The 19,494-nt window shown below is 70.0% G+C and carries 16 protein-coding genes; 6 read left to right on the top strand and 10 right to left on the bottom strand.

All coding sequences use genetic code 11. The features are described 5' to 3' along the window. Positions 1 to 33: 33 nt before the first annotated feature. The 8 genes from ABZW60_RS02485 to ABZW60_RS02520 form a co-directional block, all read right to left on the bottom strand. Positions 34 to 999 (bottom strand): hypothetical protein, encoded by a 966-nt coding sequence (locus tag ABZW60_RS02485; RefSeq protein ID WP_355473232.1) that lies wholly within the window; start codon positions 997 to 999, stop codon positions 34 to 36. 138 nt (positions 1,000 to 1,137) lie between these two features. After that, positions 1,138 to 6,942 (bottom strand): hypothetical protein, encoded by a 5,805-nt coding sequence (locus tag ABZW60_RS02490; RefSeq protein ID WP_355473234.1) that lies wholly within the window; start codon positions 6,940 to 6,942, stop codon positions 1,138 to 1,140. A 99-nt stretch (positions 6,943 to 7,041) separates the two neighbouring features. Beyond that, the gene (locus ABZW60_RS02495) at positions 7,042 to 7,920 is read right to left on the bottom strand and encodes an aldo/keto reductase (RefSeq protein WP_355473236.1); all 879 of its coding nucleotides are present in this window, start codon (positions 7,918 to 7,920) and stop codon (positions 7,042 to 7,044) included. A gap of 34 nt (positions 7,921 to 7,954) precedes the next feature. Further along, positions 7,955 to 8,842: a helix-turn-helix transcriptional regulator gene (locus ABZW60_RS02500; RefSeq protein ID WP_355473238.1), complete on the bottom strand. Its 888-nt coding sequence runs from the start codon at positions 8,840 to 8,842 to the stop codon at positions 7,955 to 7,957. Between the two features lie 56 nt (positions 8,843 to 8,898). Then, positions 8,899 to 9,531: a CoA transferase subunit B gene (locus ABZW60_RS02505; RefSeq protein ID WP_355473240.1), complete on the bottom strand. Its 633-nt coding sequence runs from the start codon at positions 9,529 to 9,531 to the stop codon at positions 8,899 to 8,901. A gap of 1 nt (position 9,532) precedes the next feature. Next, positions 9,533 to 10,315, bottom strand: coding sequence for a CoA transferase subunit A (locus tag ABZW60_RS02510; protein WP_355473242.1), 783 nt, complete (start codon positions 10,313 to 10,315; stop codon positions 9,533 to 9,535). Further along, on the bottom strand, positions 10,312 to 11,079 hold the full coding sequence (gene pcaD / locus ABZW60_RS02515) for a 3-oxoadipate enol-lactonase (protein WP_355473243.1): 768 nt from the start codon (positions 11,077 to 11,079) through the stop codon (positions 10,312 to 10,314). The genes ABZW60_RS02510 and pcaD overlap by 4 nt, the downstream gene beginning before the upstream one ends. Beyond that, positions 11,076 to 12,284 carry an acetyl-CoA C-acetyltransferase gene (locus tag ABZW60_RS02520; protein WP_355473245.1) on the bottom strand — a complete coding sequence of 403 codons (1,209 nt, stop codon included), beginning with the start codon at positions 12,282 to 12,284 and terminating at the stop codon, positions 11,076 to 11,078. The genes pcaD and ABZW60_RS02520 overlap by 4 nt, the downstream gene beginning before the upstream one ends. Before the next feature lie 80 nt (positions 12,285 to 12,364). Here ABZW60_RS02520 and ABZW60_RS02525 point away from each other — a divergent pair, with 80 nt between their 5' ends. Beyond that, positions 12,365 to 13,246 (top strand): LysR substrate-binding domain-containing protein, encoded by an 882-nt coding sequence (locus ABZW60_RS02525; RefSeq protein WP_355473247.1) that lies wholly within the window; start codon positions 12,365 to 12,367, stop codon positions 13,244 to 13,246. Here the strand turns inward: ABZW60_RS02525 and ABZW60_RS02530 are convergent. Continuing rightward, positions 13,240 to 14,043 (bottom strand): IclR family transcriptional regulator C-terminal domain-containing protein, encoded by an 804-nt coding sequence (locus ABZW60_RS02530; protein ID WP_355473249.1) that lies wholly within the window; start codon positions 14,041 to 14,043, stop codon positions 13,240 to 13,242. The two genes, ABZW60_RS02525 and ABZW60_RS02530, sit on opposite strands and share 7 nt — an antisense overlap. 135 nt (positions 14,044 to 14,178) lie before the next feature. Between ABZW60_RS02530 and ABZW60_RS02535 the strand changes: the two genes are divergently transcribed. From ABZW60_RS02535 to ABZW60_RS02555, 5 genes are all read left to right on the top strand, one after another. Then, the gene (locus ABZW60_RS02535) at positions 14,179 to 14,745 is read left to right on the top strand and encodes a flavin reductase family protein (RefSeq protein WP_355473251.1); all 567 of its coding nucleotides are present in this window, start codon (positions 14,179 to 14,181) and stop codon (positions 14,743 to 14,745) included. Next, a complete protein-coding gene (locus tag ABZW60_RS02540) occupies positions 14,742 to 16,295 on the top strand; it encodes a 4-hydroxyphenylacetate 3-hydroxylase N-terminal domain-containing protein (RefSeq protein ID WP_355473252.1) in 1,554 nt (517 codons plus the stop codon). Before ABZW60_RS02535 ends, ABZW60_RS02540 begins: the two co-directional genes overlap by 4 nt. Positions 16,296 to 16,307: 12 nt before the next feature. Then, the gene (gene catA, locus ABZW60_RS02545) at positions 16,308 to 17,153 is read left to right on the top strand and encodes a catechol 1,2-dioxygenase (RefSeq protein WP_355473254.1); all 846 of its coding nucleotides are present in this window, start codon (positions 16,308 to 16,310) and stop codon (positions 17,151 to 17,153) included. After that, the gene (gene catC, locus ABZW60_RS02550) at positions 17,153 to 17,428 is read left to right on the top strand and encodes a muconolactone Delta-isomerase (RefSeq protein ID WP_355473256.1); all 276 of its coding nucleotides are present in this window, start codon (positions 17,153 to 17,155) and stop codon (positions 17,426 to 17,428) included. Before catA ends, catC begins: the two co-directional genes overlap by 1 nt. An 83-nt stretch (positions 17,429 to 17,511) precedes the next feature. Further along, the gene (locus ABZW60_RS02555; RefSeq protein ID WP_355473258.1) at positions 17,512 to 18,183 is read left to right on the top strand and encodes a hypothetical protein; all 672 of its coding nucleotides are present in this window, start codon (positions 17,512 to 17,514) and stop codon (positions 18,181 to 18,183) included. Between the two features lies 1 nt (position 18,184). Here the strand turns inward: ABZW60_RS02555 and ABZW60_RS02560 are convergent, their stop codons facing one another. Then, positions 18,185 to 19,489: a HAMP domain-containing sensor histidine kinase gene (locus ABZW60_RS02560; RefSeq protein ID WP_355473260.1), complete on the bottom strand. Its 1,305-nt coding sequence runs from the start codon at positions 19,487 to 19,489 to the stop codon at positions 18,185 to 18,187. Positions 19,490 to 19,494 lie beyond the last annotated feature (5 nt).

The following is a 19,494-nucleotide window of genomic DNA, read 5'->3' on the forward strand; positions in this document are numbered from 1 at the left end:
CGGAGAACCGGCGCGGCATCAGGTCTGTTCGGACTACTCGCCGACCAGCTGGTCGTAGTGGGTGGTGAGAGACACGTGCGTGACGCCGTTGAACGTGGCCGGGATCTTGCCGTACTTGGTGATCGCGGTCGCGGTGCCGTTCGCCTTGCTCATCGCGTACTGGTCGGCGGACTGGGTGTTGTGGTCGGCGAACACGAGCAGCGTGCCGCCGCGGGTGCCGCAGCCCTGCGCGACGATCGACTCGTACGCCGCGAAGCCGGACGAGCGGATCAGCTTCATGACCGGCTTGGCTCCGGCCGCCACCGGGATGTGCGCGGTCCACAGCGCGCCGGCCTTCGAGACCATCAGCAGCGTGTCGTACGTCGCGGTCTCGCTGATCACCGTCATCGCCTTGAAACCGCCGAAGCCCGCGAGCGGGCCGAGCGCCTTGAAACCGGTGCCGACGATCGCGTAGCGGTACAGGCTGCCGTTGGTGTTCAGGCCGTACAGGTACGCGTGCCGCGGCTGGGCGACGCTGTAGTTGGAGGTGGCGATCGACGTGAAGCTGGTCCAGCCGTTCCCGACCTTCTTGAAGGTCGGCACCGGCGGCTTCTCCTCGTCGGCCGGCAGGTACGTCGTGTGCCGGTAGAGGTTTCCGCCCTGCAGCAGCAGGCCGTAGTAGTAGAACTGGGTCTGCGACGCGTTGGTCGCGAAGTACCAGGTCGCGTCCGCGCGGGTGCCGACGAACGGGAACGGCTCGTAGATGTCGGCACGCGGCGGCGTGGACGTGGACGGTGTCGCGTCGATCTCCTGCATCGTGCCCGCCGCGGTGGGCACGCCGACCGCACTGATGCACGGCGTGGCGGCGATCGCAGCCTTCGCGGACAGCGGCCGGGCGGTGCGTTCCGAGAAGTACGGCTTCGGGTCGGCCTGACCGTTCGCGACGGCCGGGGCGGAGGCGGCCGCGGCCGCGAGCAGACCCGCGCCGGCCACCGCGAGCGCAAAGCGCTGCAGTTTCATAGGAGTTCCCCCTCCAGTGTGCTCTCGAAGAGCTCGAGATCGGCCGACTATAGCCGAGCCCTCGGGCCATGGCGACCGTCTTGCAGCTAGTTGCCATTCACCCGGGACCCTCCCGCGGGGGGGCCTCGGGCGGCTTCCTCAGGAGCGGGTACGGCGGATGCGGGTCGCGGCGAGCAGTACGGCGCCGGCCGCGATCAGCGCCAATGCGGCGAGGAGGAGGGCCGGGCCGGCGGGGCTGCCGGTGTCCGGCAGTTCGGTGCCAGGCTTCGGCGGTGTCGGCTGGTCGGGCTTCGGTGGTGTGGGCCGACCGGGCTGCGGCGGCTTGACCGTCACCGTGACCGAGCTGCTGTTGTCGGCCGGGTCCGGGTCCGGCGTGGTCGCCGCGGCCGTCGCCGTGTTCGCCACCGAGCTCCCGCCGTACGACGCGTCCACCACGACCTCCAGCGTCAGCCGGGCCGTCGTACCGGGGTCGATCCGGCCGACCGCGCAGGTGACCTTCTGGCCCTCCGTGATGCAGTGCTCCGGGGTGCCGGCGAGTCGGAGGCCGTTCGCGAGTACATCGGTGACGGTCACCCCCGCCGCGGACGACGGGCCCTGGTTGTGCACGTCAACTATGTAGCGCAGCGTGTGTCCGGCGATGACGGACGGTGCCGAAGCGGTCTTGTGGACGCTCAGGTTCGCGGACTGCGTGGTGCGGCCAATGACCTTCGCCTCGTTGTTGGCGATCACCGGGTCCGGCGTGGCCGAGCCGACGCGGGCGATGTTCTCCAACGTGCCGGTGTAGCCGGCCACCACGGTCGCCGTGATCGTGACGCTGATCTGTGCCCCTTCGGGCAACAAGGCCGTACCGCATTGGACAGTGCCGGCCTCCGGGGCGTCCGGGGCGCCGGGCGCGAGCGGCGGCAGCAGGGTGCAGGTGGTGCCGATCTTCGTCAGGCCACGCGGCAGCTCGTCGGTGATCGTCACCATCCGGGCGTCGGACGGACCGTTGTTCTTCACGGTCAGCACGTACTTCACCGGCTGCCCGGACACCGGCTCGGCCGGCGACATCGTCTTGGTGATCGCCAGATCCGCCAGTGCGGTCACCGGCGACTCCACCGTGCCGGAGTTGTTGTCCGGGTTCGGATCGGTCGTCGGCGACGTCGCGGTCGCGGTGTTGGTCACGCTCGCACCGTCGTACCCGGACGCCAGCCGCACGCGGAGCGCGACGGTCGCCTGCCCGATCGGCAGGTCACCGAGTTCGCAGCGCACCGTACGGCCCTCGACCGTGCACCCTGGCGATGCGGAGCTGACCGTCAGGCCGGCGGGCATCGTGTCGGCCAGGACGACCGCGCGGGCGGTCGACGGACCGGCGTTGGTGACCAGGATCGTGTAGTCGAACGTGCTCCCCGGCGTCACCCCGGCCGGATCGGACGTTTTCGTCACGCTGAGGTCCGCACGGGTCTCGACCGGGGTCGTCACCGTGGAACTGTTGTTGCTCTCGTCCGGGTCGGTCACCGGGGACGTCGCGGTCGCGGTGTTCGTCAACGACTTCCCTTGGTACGCCGGATCGAGCGCCGCTGTGATCACGACGGTCGCCGTCTTGCCCGCCGCGATCGCGCCGAGCGCACAACGCACGGTCTGGTCCGCCGTCGTACACGTGCCCTGGCTCGGGTCCGCCTTCACCAGCGACAGGCTGGTCGACAGGCTGTCCACCGCGCTGACACCGGCGGCATCGGACGGCCCGTGGTTGACCACGGTGAGGCGGTAGGTGACGCCGCCACCGGCGACCACGGTTGCCTCGTCGCTGGTCTTGATCACCTCGACGTCGGCGACCTGCTCGACATCGGTCGTCACCGAGCCGTCGTTGTTCGACGGGTCGGGATCAGGCGTCGTGCTCGTCACCGAGCCCGTGTTCGTGATCGCGGTGGTCTGCGACGCCGCGACCGCGACCCGCAGGACGACCACCGCGTTGCCGCCGGCGGCGACCGCGCCGAGCGTGCAGGTCACGGTCGTGCCGGAGGTCGTACACGTGCCGTCCGCACTCGTTGCCTCCAGCACCGACAGCCCGGCCGGTACGACGTCGGACACGGTCACCGCCTGCGCGGTGGAAGGACCGTCGTTGTGCGCGGTCAGCGTGTAGACCGCCTCACCGCCGGCCACCAGCGGCGACGGGTCCACGCTCTTCGAGAGCGACACGTCGGCGGCCGTCGTCACCTTGGTCTCGGCGGAGTCGCTGTTGTTCTGGTCGTTCGGGTCCGGGGTCTGCGAGCTCACGGCGGCCTTGTTGACCAGCGTGCCCGCGGGTTGGTCCGGTGAGACCTTCACGACGACCGTCACCTCGGCGTCGTCGTCCGGCGCCATCCGGCCCACCGGGCAGTTGACGACCGGTTCGGACACCGCGGGATCCTGGGTGCACGCGCCGCCGGGCCCGGTTCCGCGGACGAACGTCGTACCGGCGGGCAGCGTGTCCGTGACCACCGCGCCGACCGCGTCCGACGGACCGGCGTTGCGCACGGCCAGCCTGTACGTGAGTTCATTGCCTGCGACAACCGTCGCGGGAGCCGTCTTGCTGACCGACAGGTCGGCGCGGGCCACGACGGACGGCGTACTGGTCGAGGTGTTGTCGGACTCGGTCGGGTCGTCCGGCGTCCGCGATGTCGCCGTCGCGGTGTTGACCAGGTCTCCCGGCTCGGTGGATGCGGCCACCGCGCCGGTGACAGTGACGACGAAGCTGTCCCCCGCTGCCAGCGTCGCCGCCAGGCAGCGCACCTGTCCGTCCACCGCCGTGCAGGTCGCGCCGCCGTTCGCGCTCGCGGACACGTCGGTCACAGCGTCCGGTACGTCGTCCTCCACCGAGACAGCCCGCGCGTCCGACGGACCGGCGTTGCGCACGGTCAGCCGGAAGGTGATCGCCTGACCGGCCACCACCGGATCGGGCGAGGCGGTCTTGGTGATCGAGATGTTCGCCTGCGCACCGGTCAGCAGCGTGTACGTGGCGGAGTTGTTGGCGTCGACGGGATCCGGCGTGGGCGAGCTGACCGTCGCGGTGTTGTCGAGCTGGTTCGGCGGCGTACCCGACGGGACGTCCGCCACCACGGTCACCGTCACGAGATCGCCCGGCGCCACGGTGCCGACGGCGCAGCTCACCGTGCCGTCGGCCTCGCTGCAAATGCCGCTGGAGGTGGTCGACGAGACGTACCGCAACGGGGCCGGCACCGGGTCGGTCACCTTCACCGACTGCGCCGCGGAAGGTCCGTTGTTCGTGATCGTGAGCGTGTAGGTCACGGGACGGCCCGCTTGGACAGGCGTCGGCTGGGCGGTCTTCGTGATCGCCAGGTCGGCGCTGGCCGTCAGGTCGTCCGTCGTACGCCCGGTGTTGTTGCCGGTGTCCGGATCGGGCGTGGGACTGGTCACGGTCGCGGAGTTCGTGAGCTGCCCGATCGCCTTGGCCGACACGATGCCCGTCACGGTGACCGTCGCGGTCGAGCCGGCCGACAACTCGCCGAGCGCACAGTCGACCTGGGCCGCGTCGACGGTGCACGAACCCGCGGAACTGTCCGCCGTCACACCCGTCAACGCGCTCGGTACGGCGTCGGTGAGCCGGACCGTTCGGGCGTCGGACGGGCCGTTGTTGTGCACGCTGATCCGGTACGTGATCGGCTGTCCCGCGACCACCGGCTCGGTCAGCGTCTCCTTGAGGACGACCAGATCCGCCGTGGCCGCACCGGGCGTGACGGTCACCGTGCCGGTGTTGTTCGAGTCGTCCGGGTCCGGGGTGTCGCTGGTGACCTTCGCGGTGTTCGTCAGCGCTCCGCCCCGGTAGCCGGAGTCCAGCGTCGCCGCGATCCGCACCGCGACACTCGACCCGGCTGCGAGCTTGGCCAGTGTGCAGCTGACGTCCTGCCCCGCCGTCGTACACGTGGCGGCGGACTGTACGCCGGCGACCGTGAAGCCGAGCGGCACCGAGTCGGCGACCCGGACCTGCTCGGCGTCTGACGGTCCGTTGTTCTTGATCGCCAAGGTGAAGACGACCGACTCGCCCGGCGCCGGTTGTGCCGGTGCGACGGACTTGGTGAGCGCGAGGTCCGCCGTACGCGTCACGTCGGTCGTCACCGAAGAGGTGTTGTTGTCGGGGTTCGGGTCCGAGGTGGAGGTGGTGACCGTGGCCACGTTGGTCAGGTTGGTCGCGGTACTCGCGGCCGAGATACGCACCACCACAGTGATCGTTGCCGTTGACCCCGAATTGATGGTGCCCAGCACACAGGTTGTCGCGGTACAAGATCCCTGGGTGGGGCCGGCTGAGACCAGTTCGATGCCGTCGGGAAGGGTGTCGGTGACCGTGACGTCCTGCGCGGCGCTGGGGCCGTTGTTGCGGGCAACCAACGTGTAGGTCAGCTCACCGCCCGCGGGGACCGGGTCCGGCTTGGCGGTCTTGGTGATCGCCACATCCGCCTCGGCCGCGACAGGCGTGTGCACCTCGTCGGTGCGGTAGGTGTACTGCTTGTTCAGGGTCTCGGCCGTGTAGTCGAGCAGCCCGACGTTGTCGAGTGTGGTGCCGGCGGCGGCCCGGTCGACGGTCACACGGAACTGGACCGTGCTGCTCTGGTTCTTCTTCACGCGGCCGCCGTTCGTGGCGGTCGCACCGGTACCGATCCGGAACCGGACCGTGCGGTCGACGTACTCTGCCTGGTCGTCACCCGCCTGATCGGTCTTGGCACCGGACGTGGGCCCCGCCACCACACTGAGCGAGCCCGGAACGTACGTCGTGTTGGGCGGCAGCTCGTCGCGGACCGTCGCCCGCAGCGCGTCGTCGTCGCCGGTGTTGCTGAAGCTCAGCGTGTATTCGAGGGTGTCGCCAACCTTCGCCGGGTCGTTGCCCGCGAGGTTGCGGACCGTCTTGGTGCCGACGATCGTCGGGGCGTAGAGGTCGATCTGCGTGGTCAGCGCGGCCGGGTAGTACACGTCGCCCGTGCTCGCGAAGGTCAGCTCGGCGCTCGTCGAGCTGTTCGGCAGGATGCCGGCCGCGTCCACCACCTTCGCGTCCATACCCAGGTTGTTGAGGCCGGCCGGCGTCCGGTCGGTGAGGTTGGCGCCGCCGTCGGTGACCCGGCTGCCGTAGAAGTTCGCCGACGGGTTCTGCGCGTCGGCGAGCCGGGTGCCGTTCACCGCGAAGTAGTCACCGGTGATCCCGCCGTCGCCTTCGTACGTGACGCTGCCGAAGCGGGCGTTCACCGCGCCGCTCGGCGGGGCGAGGAAGCCGGAGATGCTGGTCCGCACCGGCTCGCCGCTGCTCACCTTCGCGTACCCGTTGAAGACGCTCAGGTCGCGCAGCGGTTCGTCCGCCGACTGGTAGGCGATCACCAGGCTCCAGCCGGCGTACCGGTCGGCGCCGGTCCCGGTCGGCACGTCGGCGCCCCAGTACTGGCCGTTGCCGCCGGCCCGCACCAGGTCGGTCACGTCGAGGTACGACGAGTAGTCGTTCTTCGAGCCGGTGTTCAGCAGGTCGGTCCGGCTCGCGGTCACCGTCTGGTACGCCGCGCGGCCGGGTAGCCGCAGGCGCATCGTCGTACCGTCCTCGGTGCTCGCCGTACCGCCCTTGCCGGCGCCGCGGGCCGCGCCCCAGAACAGGCCCGCGTACAGCACCTGGGCGCCGGACGGCAGCGCGACCGTCGCTCCCGAGGAGGACGCGGTCGACGGGTCGGAGTCGGTGTCCACCAGCTCCATCGTCCAGTCGTTGTTGTTCGCCCCCGAACTCCCGCCGGCCAGCGCCGCCCGGCAGGCCGCCGCCGTCCGGTCGCAACTCAGCAGCGTGTTCCCGGTGATCCGGATCGCGCCGTTCGCCTGCGCCCCGAACACCTTCCCGAAGTCCCGCACGGTATCGGCCTCAGCCGTTGCCGGCAGCACCGTTCCGGACACCACCACGAGCACCAGCGCAACCAGGATCCGCACCCGTGCGACCATCCGAAGTCCCCGTTCCTGTCAGCAGTCGCCCACCCAACAGGTCACAGAGTAATCAACCAACTACCCGATGTCACCGCCATCCGTTGCCAACGGCCACGTTCAGGGCTCGGGGATCGGGCGGCCGAAGGTGGTCAGGGTGATGGTGTCGGGCGCGGGGCCGCCGCGTTTGTTGGTTTCGAGGGAGTCGATGGCGGCCAGTTCGGCGGTGGTGAGTTCGAAGTCGAAGACGTCGAGGTTCTCGGCGATTCTCTCCGGCTTGGTCGACTTGGGGATGACGGAGCGGCCCTGCTGGAGGCCCCAGCGGAGCATCACCTGGGCCGGTGACTTGCGGTGGGCGGCGGCGATACTGCCGATCACCGGGTCTTCGAGGGCACTGGTGTGGCCACTGTCGCGGTAGAAGGTGATGCCGCCGATCGGTGACCAGGCCTGGCTCAGGATGCCGTGGTCGCGGTCGAACGCCTGCACCTCGCGCTGCTGGAAGTACGGGTGAATCTCCAATTGGTTCACCGCCGGCACCACGGTGGTCGCGTCGAGGAGGGCGCGGAGGTGGTCGACCATGAAGTTGCTGACGCCGATCGCGCGGACCTTGCCGTCGGCAAGGAGCTTCTCCAGAGCGCGGTACGCCTCGAGCGTCTTGCCGAAATCGCCCGGCAGCGCCTGGTGGAGGATCAGCAGGTCGATCTGCTCGACACCGAGCTTGCCCGCGCTCTTGCCGAACCCGTGCAGCGTCTCGTCGTACCCGTAGTCACTGATCCAGATCTTGGTCTCGACGAACAGCTCGTCCCGGGCGATCCCGGAGTCACGGATCGCCTCGCCGACCTCGCGCTCATTGCCGTACGCCGCAGCCGTGTCGATGTGGCGGTACCCGAGACCGAGGGCCGCGGTGACGGCGGCACGGGTCTCATCGGGCGGTGTCTGGAAGACGCCGAGACCGAGGGCCGGCATCCGGACACCGTTGTTGAGCGTGAGGGTCTGCATCACGAAATCCCTTGCAGCAGTCGGAAAATCAACGTCAGTCCTTTGCGGCTTGGTCGAGGACCGGCACGGTCCAGCTGGCCAGGAGCTTCAACGCTTCCTCCGCGGGCGAGTCCGGCGGTGCGGTGCAGACGTTGATGCGCTGCCCAGGGTCGCCGGAAAGCTCGAAGGCTTCGTAGTCCAGCTCGATGTCGCCGACGAGCGGGTGGTGGAAGCGTTTGCGGCCGGTGCGGTGGTAACGCACCTCATGAGCGGCCCACCGGCGGCGGAAGTCCTCGCTGCGAGTGGACAGCTCACCTACAAGGTCGGAGAGGTCCTTGTCGTAGGGGTCGCTACCGGCCGCAGCCCGCAGGAACGCGACACAATCGTTCGCTGTCTTGTCGTAGTCGATGAAGAACTCGGTCGCGCCGGGGTCCAGGAAGCAGAAGCGGGCACTGTTGGGAAGTCGGTGGGGGCCGGCCTGGTCGTACAGCGGGCTGTACAGAGCCCGTCCCAGATCGTTGGCGGCGAGCACGTCGAAGCGGCTGTTCCGCAGGTACGCCGGCATCGGCATCTGGTCGAGGATGCGCTGCACGACCGGACGCACGCGCTGCCTCCCCCGCGTACGGCGTGGCGCGCGTGCCGACGGCGTGGCCGCCGTACGGACCAGGCGGTAGAGGTAGTCGCGCTCGGCCTCGTCGAGCTGCAGCGCGTGTACGAGCCCGTCGAGGACGCTGTCCGAGACACTGCCGGCACTGCCGCGCTCCAGGCGGGTGTAGTACTCGACGCTGATCCCCGCGAGCAGCGCAACCTCTTCGCGGCGCAGGCCGGTGACCCGGCGGTTGGCGCCGTACACGGGCAACCCGGCCTGATCAGGGGTGATCCTCGCCCGGCGCGTGGTCAGAAACTCCCGCAGATCCTTGCTGGAGTCGTTGTTGACGGCCATACCTTCACGCTACGTCCTCGCCACGCTCCTGCCAGACCCTGTCAGTACCCCTCTGATCAGGTGACCGTCACGGGCGCCGCTGTTGCCTTTCGGAGTTCGGCGATCGTGACGGACGGGGCGAGTTCCACGAGGGTGAAGGTGCCGTTGGTGATGTCCAGGACGGCCAGGTCGGTGATGACGCGTTGGACCACACGGCGCCCGGTCAGTGGGAGCGTGCAGGTTTCCAGCAGTTTGGGGGCGCCCTGGCGGGTGCGGTGTTCCATCAGTGTGATGACGCGGCGGGCGCCGCTGACCAGGTCCATGGCGCCGCCCATGCCTTTCACCATGGCGCCGGGGACGAGCCAGTTCGCGAGGTCGCCGGAGGCCGAGACCTGCATGGCGCCGAGGACGGCGACGTCGATATGGCCGCCGCGGATCATCGCGAAGCTGGTCGCGGAGTCGAAGTACGACGCGCCCGGAACGACCGTGACGGTCTGTTTGCCGGCGTCGATCAGGTCCGGGTCGACCTCGTCGTCGTACGGGAAGGGGCCGACGCCGAGGATCCCGTTCTCCGCCTGCAGCGTGACGGACGACCCGGCCGGCAGGTAGTTCGGGACGAGTGTCGGCAGCCCGATCCCGAGGTTGACGTACTCCCCGTCGCTCAGCTCGACCGCCGCCCGCGCGGCCATCTGGTCACGTGTCCACGGCATGTCAGACCTCCCCGGCGGTGGGTCGTGGGCGGGTGGTGCGCTTCTCGACGGACTTCCGCGCGGCCTGCTCCGGTGTCAGCGGTACGACGCGGTGCACGAAGACGCCCGGCAGGTGGATCGCGTCGGGCGCCAGGTCGCCGACCTCCACGACCTGCTCGGCCTCGACGATCGTCAACCGGCCGGCCATCGCGGCGACCGGGTTGAAATTGCGGGCGGACGCGTGGAACACACAGTTGCCCGCGCGATCGGCGACCGCGGCCCGGACCAGGGCGACGTCGGTGACGATCGCCTCCTCCAGCACCATGTCCCGGCCCTGGATCGTCCGTACCTCCTTGGCCGGTGAGGCGACCGCGACCGTCCCGTCCGGCGCGTACCGCCAGGGCAGCCCACCCTCGGAGACCAGCGTGCCGACGCCGGTCGGGGTGAAGAACGCCCCGATCCCGGCGCCGCCCGCGCGCAGCCGCTCGGCGAGCGTGCCCTGCGGCGTCAGCTCGACGGTCAACTCCCCCGCGAGGTACTGCCGGGCGAACTCCTTGTTCTCCCCGACGTACGACGCGATCACCCGGCTGATCCGGCCGCGTTCGAGCAGCAGACCGAGCCCCGCACCGTCGACGCCGCAGTTGTTCGACACCACGGTCAGATCACCCGCGCCCTGCTCCAGCAGTGCCTCGATCAGGAACCACGGGATCCCGGCCAGCCCGAACCCGCCGACCGCGACGCTCGAACCTTCCGCGATGTCCGCGACCGCCTGCGCCGGGGTCGCGACGACCTTGTCGAGGCTCATGAGCCGTCCTCCAGAAGGTGGGCGACGACAGCCGGCGTCACCACGTCGGGCCGTTCCGCGGACGCCAGGTGCGCGGCCTGCGGTACGACGAGAAGCTTGCCGTCGGCAACTGTGTCGGCGATGCGCTCGAGCTGCCACGGCGGGGTGGCCGGATCGTCGGCGCCGGCGACGGCCAGCGTCGGCGCGGTGATCCGCGGCAGGTCGTCGAGCAGGTCCATCGTGGCGATCACCTCGCAACAGGCGGCGTACCCGGCCGGCGGTGTCAGTGCCACCATCTCCTCCGCTTCCTTGCGGACCTGCGGATGCGCGTCGAGCCAGCCGGCCGTGTACCAGCGCCGTACGACGGCCTCCGCGACCGCGGCCGTGCCGTCCGAGCGAACCAGATCTGCGCGCTCGGACCACGCCGACCGCGGATCCAGCCGGGCGCCCGTACACAGAACCACCAAACGGTCCACGCGGTCCCCGTTGCGCGCGGCCAGCCGCAGGCCGGTCATCCCGCCGAGCGAGAGGCCGACGAAGTGGGCGCGCTCGACGCCGAGCTCGTCGAGCAGGTCGACCACGTCGTCGGTGAGGTCGTCGATCGTGTACGGGCCGGGCGGGACCGGTGAGCGACCGTGCCCGCGGGTGTCGAAGCGGACGACCCGGAAGTGCTCCTCCAGCGAAGCCAGGTTCGCGTCCCACATCTCCCAGGTCGAACCGAGTGAGTTCGCCAGCACGACGGTCGGCGCGTCCGGCCGGCCGCTGACCTCGGACGCGACCTTCACCGGACGGCCTCGAAGATCGCGGCGATCCCCTGCCCGCCGCCGATGCACAGTGTCTCCAGCGCGTACCGGCCGTCGCGCCGGTGCAGCTCGCGGGACAAGGTGGCCAGGATCCGGGCGCCGGTCGCGCCGACGGGGTGGCCGAGGGAGATACCGGAACCGTTCGGGTTCAGGCGCTCGTCGAGCGGGTCGACCTTCCATTCGCGCAGGCAGGCCAGGACCTGGGACGCGAACGCCTCGTTGAGCTCGATCAGGTCGAGGTCGTCGAGGGTGAGGTCGGCGCGGGCGAGCGCCGCGGCGACCGCCGGGACCGGTCCGATCCCCATCACCTCCGGCCCCACACCCGCGACCGCCCATGAGCACAGCGCCACGAGGGGGCGGAGGCCACGGCGCTCGGCCTCCTCGCGGGTGGTGACGACGCAGACGGCGGCACCGTCGTTCTGCCCACTGGCGTTGCCGGCGGTCACGGTCGCCTCCGGGTCGTCCTTCAGCATGACCGGCCGAAGCGCGGCGAGACCGTCGAGTGAAGTGTCAGGACGCGGGTGCTCGTCGACGGTCACCAGCGTGCTCGTGCCGCGACGGCCCGGCACCTCGACGGGCACCAACTCGTCGGCGAAGCGGCCCGCGGTCTGCGCGGCGACGGCGCGCTGGTGGGACCGCAGCGCGAACTCGTCCTGCTCCTCGCGTGAGATGCCGTACTCACGGCGGACGTTCTCGGCCGTCTCCAGCATCCCGCCCGGCACCGGGTGGTACTTGCCGCCGGCGGTCTCGCGGGCGCGGATCAGGCGGTCGCTCAGCTCGACGGAGCCGCGGACGCCGGTCCGTAGGCCGAGCGCGTAGTGCTCGACCTGCGACATGGATTCGGTGCCGCCGGCAACGACCAGCCGGGCGGCGCCGGTGGCCACCATACCCGCCGCGTACAGCACGGCCTGCAGGCCCGAGCCGCAGCGGCGGTCGACCTGCACACCCGGTACGCCGACGCCGAGGCCCGCGTCGAGGGCGGCGATCCGGCCGACCGCGGGTGCTTCGCCGTTCGGGTAGCACTGACCGAGCACGACGTCGTCGACATCGCCTTCGCCCAGACCGGTCCGGTGGACCAGCTCGGTGAGAGCGGCCGTGGCGAGCTCGGCGGCCGACAGCGCGGACAGCGCACCGCCGAAGCGGCCCACCGGGGTGCGGATCGGTTCGCAGATCACCACATCGCTCATGCCCTCGACGGTAGGCTGCCAGGACCGATATGGAGAAATACTTATTTACGCTCGACTGAGACTCTGACAGTATCAATCAGGTGGAGCTTCGCCATCTGCGGTACTTCGTCGCCGTCGCCGAGGAACGGCACTTCGGCCGCGCCGCCGCCCGGTTGCACATGGCCCAGCCGCCGCTGTCGCAGCAGATCCGGCAACTGGAGAGCGAGCTCGGCCTGCAGCTGCTGCGGCGGACGACGCGTCGCGTCGAGCTGACACCAGCGGGCGAGGCGTACCTGGTCCGGGCCCGGCAGATCATCGCGGCGGTCTCGTCGGCGGCAGGTGAGGCGCAGCGGGTGGCGGCGGGGCTCCAGGGGCGGCTGGTGATCGGCTGCGTCGGCTCGGCGACGTACAGCCTGCTGCCGCACCTGGTGCGGACGTTGCGCGAGGAGCTGCCCGACGTCGAGGTCGCCGTCCAGGGCGAGATGCTCGCGCCCGAACAGGCCCAGGCGCTCGCGGACGGCCGGATCGACCTCGGGCTGCTGCGGCCGCCGGTGGAGGACGAGTCCCTGCGGGTCGACGTGCTGCGCGCCGATCCGCTGATCGTCGCCGTCCCCGAGGGGCATCGACTGGCCGGCAGTCGCCGGGTGCGGCTGGAGGAGCTGGCCGACGAGGACTTCGTGATCCACGCGGGAGCCGGCCGGTCGGTGATGCACGACACCGTGCTGGCGCGTTGCCGGGCGGCAGGTTTCGAGCCGCGGGTACGGCACGAGGTGGCGGAAACGTCGACCCTGGTGACGTTCGTCGCGGCAGGACTGGGCATCGCGATCGTGCCGGCACCCGTGGCCGAGCTGCTGGTTCCGGGGGTGGCCTATCGCGCGCTCAGCGGCTCGGCGACCGTCGAGTTGGCGGCCGCCACCCGGGCCGCGGACGAAGCGCCGCACCTCGAGCGGGCGCTGGCGGTGCTCAGAGGGCTGGTTCAGTAGAACCCGTCGCGGGCCTGGGTATCCAGGCGCCGGGTGCGGCCGAGCAGGCGAAGGTCCGCGGAGATCGCTGCCGCGGCGTCCTGCATCAACGGAACCACCTTGTCGACGACCTGCTCCGCCGTACGCCGGCCGACCGTCGTCGAGTAGGCGAGGGCCGCGAGCACGGCGCCGTCCGGCGTCCGGACCGGCACCGACGCCGAGAGCAGCCCGTCCTCGAGCTCGGACTCGACCAACGCGTACCCGTCCTGGCGGACCTGATGCAGCGCGTCCCGGAACGCCGTCGGGTCGGTGATCGTCCGCTGCGCCAACCGCGGCAGACCGGCCGCGATCACCGCGTCGACGACCGCCGAGTCCGCCCACGCGGTCAGCACCCGGCCCATCGAGGTCGCGTGCGCCGGCACCCTGCTGCCCACGTCGATCGAGATCGTCATGACGCGGCGCACCTGGACGCGGGCGACGTACACGACGTCGGTCCCGTCGAGTTGCGCGAGGGACGCCGACTCCTGGGTCTCCTCGGCGAGCCGGAGCAGGTGCGGCTGCGCGCTCTCCACGAAGCTGTGCGTGGCCGCGTAGTGCTGGCCGATCGTGAGCACCCGGGGCGTCAAGGTCCACCGGCTGCCCTGCGCGGCGACGTACCCGAGCTTCTGCAGCGTCAGCAGGATCCGCCGGACCGCGGGCCGGGAGAGCCCGGTCGCGGCGGCGACCTCGGCCAGCGTCGGGGTGGGCCGGTCGGCGTCGAACGCGAGCAGTACGGCGAACCCGCGCTCGATGCTCTGCACGTAGTCGCGCTCACTCATGCGGATCATCCTTCCACTTCTGAAGCACGGAAATTTAGTTGAGCCCTTGACAGTCGTTCGCAGGCCTACCATGGTCTTGTCGTACGCCAAGCGTACGAGCTGTACGCAGAGCGTACAATCGAGGAGGTAACGCCGATGGAATCGCGAGAACTCCGGACCGCGTTCGGCCAGTTCGCCACCGGCGTGACCGTGGTGACCTGTACCAGCGAGGAGGGCCGGCCGCACGGCGCCACCGTGAACGCCTTCACCGCCGTCTCCCTCGAGCCCGCGCTCGCGCAGGTCACGCTGACCCGCACGTCGAAGGCATGCCAGTACCTCGACGGCAAGCCGTTCGCGATCAACGTGCTCGCCGACGACCAGCTCGACGTCGCCTGGCACTTCGCCGGACGGCCCACCCAGCTACCAGGCCGCGCGCCCGGCTGGGTCGACGGTCCCACCGCTCCGCTGCTCGAAGGCGCGGCCACGACGATCTCGTGCCGGCCGTGGCGGACGTACGACGGCGGCGACCACCTGATCGTGATCGGTGAGGTGGCCGCGGTCGGGATCACCGCCCGGGACCCGCTGCTGTTCCACGGCGGCCGGTTCCGCTACCTGGGTCCGGTCGAGACCCACTGGTCCGGCTCGCTCGACTGCCCGGACTCCGGCTGGTTCGACGCCAGTGCCGTCTTCACGCCCCTTGCCCCGGAAAGGACTCTTCGATGACCACCACCCTTGATCCGCAGACCACGACCAAGCGCCCGATGACAGGTGCGGAGTACCTCGACTCGATCCGCGACGACCGGGAGATCTGGATCTACGGCGAACGCGTCAAGGACGTCACCGAGCACCCGGCGTTCCGCAACCCGGCGCGGATGACCGCCCGGCTGTACGACGCCCTGCACGACCCCGCGACGCACGACGAGATCACGGTCCCGACCGACACCGGCAACGGCGGCTACACGCACCCGTTCTTCCGGACCCCGCACAGCTCGGCCGACCTGCAGAAGGACCGGGTCGCGATCGAGCACTGGGCCCGCCAGACCTGGGGCTGGATGGGCCGCAGCCCCGACTACAAGGCCAGCTTCCTCGGCACGCTCGGCGGGAACACCGACTTCTACCAGCCGTACGAACAGAACGCGAAGCGCTGGTACAAGGAGTCGCAGGAGAAGGTCCTGTACTGGAACCACGCGATCATCAACCCGCCGGTCGACCGCAACCTGCCGCCGGACGAGGCCGGTGACATCTTCATGCGGGTCGAGAAGGAGACCGACGCCGGCGTGATCGTGTCCGGCGCGAAGGTGGTCGCGACCGGGTCCGCGATCACCAACTACAACTTCATCGCGCACTACGGGCTGCCGATCAAGAAGAAGGAGTACGCCCTGATCTGCACGGTCCCGATGAGCGCTCCTGGTGTGAAGCTCATCTGCCGGCCGTCGTACACCATGCAGGCCGACGTGATGGGCAGCCCGTTCGACTACCCGCTGTCCAGCCGGATGGACGAGAACGACACGATCTTCGTCTTCGACAAGGTGCTGGTGCCGTGGGAGAACATCTTCCTGTACGGCGACGTGGACAAGATCAACGGCTTCTTCCCACAGTCCGGGTTCATCCCGCGGTTCACCTTCCACGGCTGCATCCGGCTGTCGGTGAAGCTCGACTTCATCGCCGGACTGTTGCTCAAGGCCCTCGAATGCACGGGCAGCAAGGACTTCCGCGGCGTCCAGACCCGGGTCGGTGAAGTGATCGGCTGGCGGAACCTGTTCCGGTGCATGGCGGACGCGATGGCGCTGAACCCGGACCCGGGCCCGAACGGGACGGTGCTGCCGAAACTCGACTACGGCCTGATCTACCGGCAGTTCATGATCACCGGCTACCCGCGGGTGAAGGAGATCATCCAGCAGGACGTCGCCTCCGGCCTCATCTACCTCAACTCCAACGCCGTCGACTTCAAGACGCCCGAGGTCCGGCCGTACCTGGACCGCTTCGTCCGCGGCTCGAACGGCTACGACGCGGTCGAGCGGACCAAGCTGATGAAGGCGCTGTGGGACGCGGTCGGCACCGAGTTCGGCGGCCGGCACGAGCTGTACGAGCGCAACTACTCGGGCAACCACGAGAACGTGAAGGCCGAGATCCTGTTCGCCGCCGAGGCGCAGGGCGAGACCGCCGCGATGAAGGGCTTCGCCGAGACGATGCTCGCCGAGTACGACCTGGACGGCTGGACGGTGCCGGACCTGGTCAACCCGACCGACGTCAGCCGGATCCTGAACCGCTGAAGGAGAACCATCATGACCACAGTGCACGATTCACCGACCGCCGCCGAGTCCGGCGCGAACGCCAGCTCGAGCTTCAAGGACCGGGCCCGGTCCGCGGCCGACGTACCGCCCGAGCGGGTCAGCGCGGTCGTCACCGCAGTACTGCAGGGTGTGCACACTGCGATCCGCGACAAGCAGGTCACCTACCCGGAGTTCCAGGCCGCGAAGGCGTGGCTGATGGCGGTCGGCGAAGGCGGTGAATGGCCGTTGTTCATGGACGTGTTCGTCGAGCACGTCGTGGAGGATGTCGCCGCGACGTCCCAGCGGGGAACGCTCGGCACGATCGAGGGACCGTACTACCTTCCTGACCAGGTGCGGCTCTCGTCCTCGTGCGAGCTGCCGCATCGAGACGACGAGAAGGGCACGCCGCTGGTGCTGGCGGGTCAGGTCCGCGACCTCGACGGTACGCCGCTGGCGGGTGCGGAGGTGGACATCTGGCACGCGGACGCCGACGGGTACTACTCGGGCTTCGCGCCCGGCGTACCCGACGGCAACCTCCGCGGCGTCGTGGTGACCGATGCCCAGGGCAACTTCGAGATCCGGACCGTGCAGCCCGCGCCGTACCAGATCCCGACCGACGGCCCGACCGGCAAGCTGATCGCGGCGGCCGGCTGGCACCCGTGGCGCCCGGCCCACCTGCACCTGATGGTGCGCGCCGACGGCCACCGGACGATCACCACCCAGCTCTACTTCGCGGGCGGCGAGTGGCTCGACTCCGATGTCGCCGAGGCGACGAAACCCGAGCTGGTCCTCGACCCGGTCGACGACGGCACCGGCGTCCGGCGCGCGACCTACGACTTCGACCTCGAGGGGAACTAGTGCTCTTCCATGTCCGGATGGATGTCCACCTGCCGCCCGACCTGGACGCCGGCACCCGCGAGTCCCTGGTCACCCGCGAACGCGACCGCGCCGTCGCCCTGCAGAAGTCGGGCGTCTGGCCGCACCTGTGGCGCATCGTCGGCGAGTACGCGAACATCAGCATCTTCGACGTCGAGTCCAACGACGAACTCCACGAGATCCTGTCGAGCCTCCCGCTGTTCCCCTACCTGACCATCCACGTCACCCCACTGGCGAAACACCCGTCGAAGATCTAGCGACGCTCCCCTTGGACAGGCGACGTGGGCCGGGCCGTCGGTAGGCTGACTCCTCAGGCCTGCGACGTGTAGGGGAGCCACGGATGAGCAACACGACAACGGGCCAACCGAAGGACGACCGGGACTACGCGTGGCACCGTCACCCTGCCCTGCTCGCAGGGATCCCGGCCGTCGCGGCAGTAGTCGCCTCGGTCCTGACGATCGTCCTGGGCCAGGCAGGCGCCTTGCCGCAGAGCATCAATCCGGCACCACCGACAACCACCGTGACAAGCACGGTCACAAGCACAGCGACCAGCACGGTGACAACCACCATGACTGCGACGGCCGGCAGCACCGATCGTCCGTCCGGCAGCCCGGCTGCGGGAGGTGCCGGCACCCTGGTCTGGAAGGAGAACGTCAAGGTTCCGGACGACTACGGCGTCAACATCGACCAGCCGGGCCCGGTCGTCAACCAGGACCTCTTGACCATCGAGGTGCGCGAATTCAGGCCGATCGGCGGTGTGCCGTACGCACAACTGGGATTGAGCGCCGAGGCAGGCGTCCTCGCCCCCGGAACACCGGCCACCTACGAGGACTGCCTGAGCGCGCTGGGCACGGACGCTCAGCCGGAATCGTTCCCCGCCGGCAAGGGAACGGCGTTCTGCGTGCGCTCCGGCGAGCCCGTGAACCCGCACATCGGTCTGTTCCGAGTCCAGTCGTGGAACACGACCACGGGACGAGTCGAGCTCGAAGTGACGGTCTGGACGACCAGCTGACCTACGTCGCCGCGAGGGTCAGGACGACCTCGTTGCGGTGCAGGGTCAGTTGGCCGCCGGCGGCTTCGGCGCAGCGGCGGGCTATGTCGAGGCCCAGGCCGGTGGAGCCTCGGTCGCTGCGGCCGCGTTCGCCGGCGCCGAGTGGGATGCCGGGGCCGTTGTCGGCGACAACGATGCGGACGACGCCGTCCGCGCGGGTCAGGGTGATCCGCGCGGGCGTGCCGTCGGGGGTGTGGGCGACGACGTTCTCGACCAGGGCGTCGAGCGCAGCGCCCAGGTCCTCGGCCGAGGAGCGCACTGTCGCGGGGGTGTTCGGCAGGTCCAGCGCCAACTCGCGGCCCTGGTCCTCGAACAGCGGCTCCCAGAAGGCAGCCCGTTGACGCGTCACCTCGACGGCGTCCGAGTGCGGTACACGTCCCTCGCGTTGCGGCCGACGGGCGGCGCTGATGACCGCGGTCAGCGTCCGCTCGAGACTGTTGACCTGGGTGTTCAGCTCCTCGGCGCTCTCCCGATCCGGTAGCGCCTCGACCTGCAGGCGGAGCGCGGTCAACGGCGTCCGCAGCCGGTGGGACAGATCCGCGACCGCCTCGCGTTCGACCGCGATCACCTCGTCGATGCGGTCCGCGAGTCCGTTCAGCGCGGCGCCGACCTTCGCCACCTCGGCCGGCCCGGTCGTCGGGGCGCGGGCGTCCATGTCGCCGCGCGCCAGGCGTTCCGCCGTACTCGCGGTCTCCTCCAACGGGCGCGCGAGCCGACGGGACACCAACTCCGCGCCGACGATGCTGAGCAGCAGCACGAGGAGACTGCCGCCGACGAGGAACAACACCCGCGGCACGAGACCGTCGTACAGCTCCTCCCCGGTCAGGAAGAGACAGACCGAGGCGGTTCCGGTCGGCGTGCCGACACCGACATCCACCGCGAGTCCGCCGTCGACGTCCCGGTAGTCGGCGTCGCCGATCTTCGGCGGCCCCTTGCCGTCGCCGTCCGGGTCGTCGCCGTACCCGGCCGGGACCTCCTTCGGCGTCGGCACCCCGCCGGGCGGCGGCTCGCCCAGCGTCGTACCGTCCGGCATCCGCACCGAGATCCGCCCCGGTTTCTCGGACAGCCCGTTGATGTACGCCGTGATGTCGTCGTTCGTGTGGCCCTTGTCGCCGACGTAGTACGCGACGCTCTCGGCCAGGTACCGCGCCTTGTCCTTGGACTCGTTGGCCGTGGTGCTGCGGAGCAGGATCACCAGCGGGACGGCGAACGCGAGCACGACCAGCGTGGTCATACCCACCGACAGCAGCAGGATGCGACGACGCATGACTA

Source organism: Kribbella sp. NPDC003557 (assembly GCF_040610805.1).
Taxonomy (GTDB): Bacteria; Actinomycetota; Actinomycetes; order Propionibacteriales; family Kribbellaceae; genus Kribbella.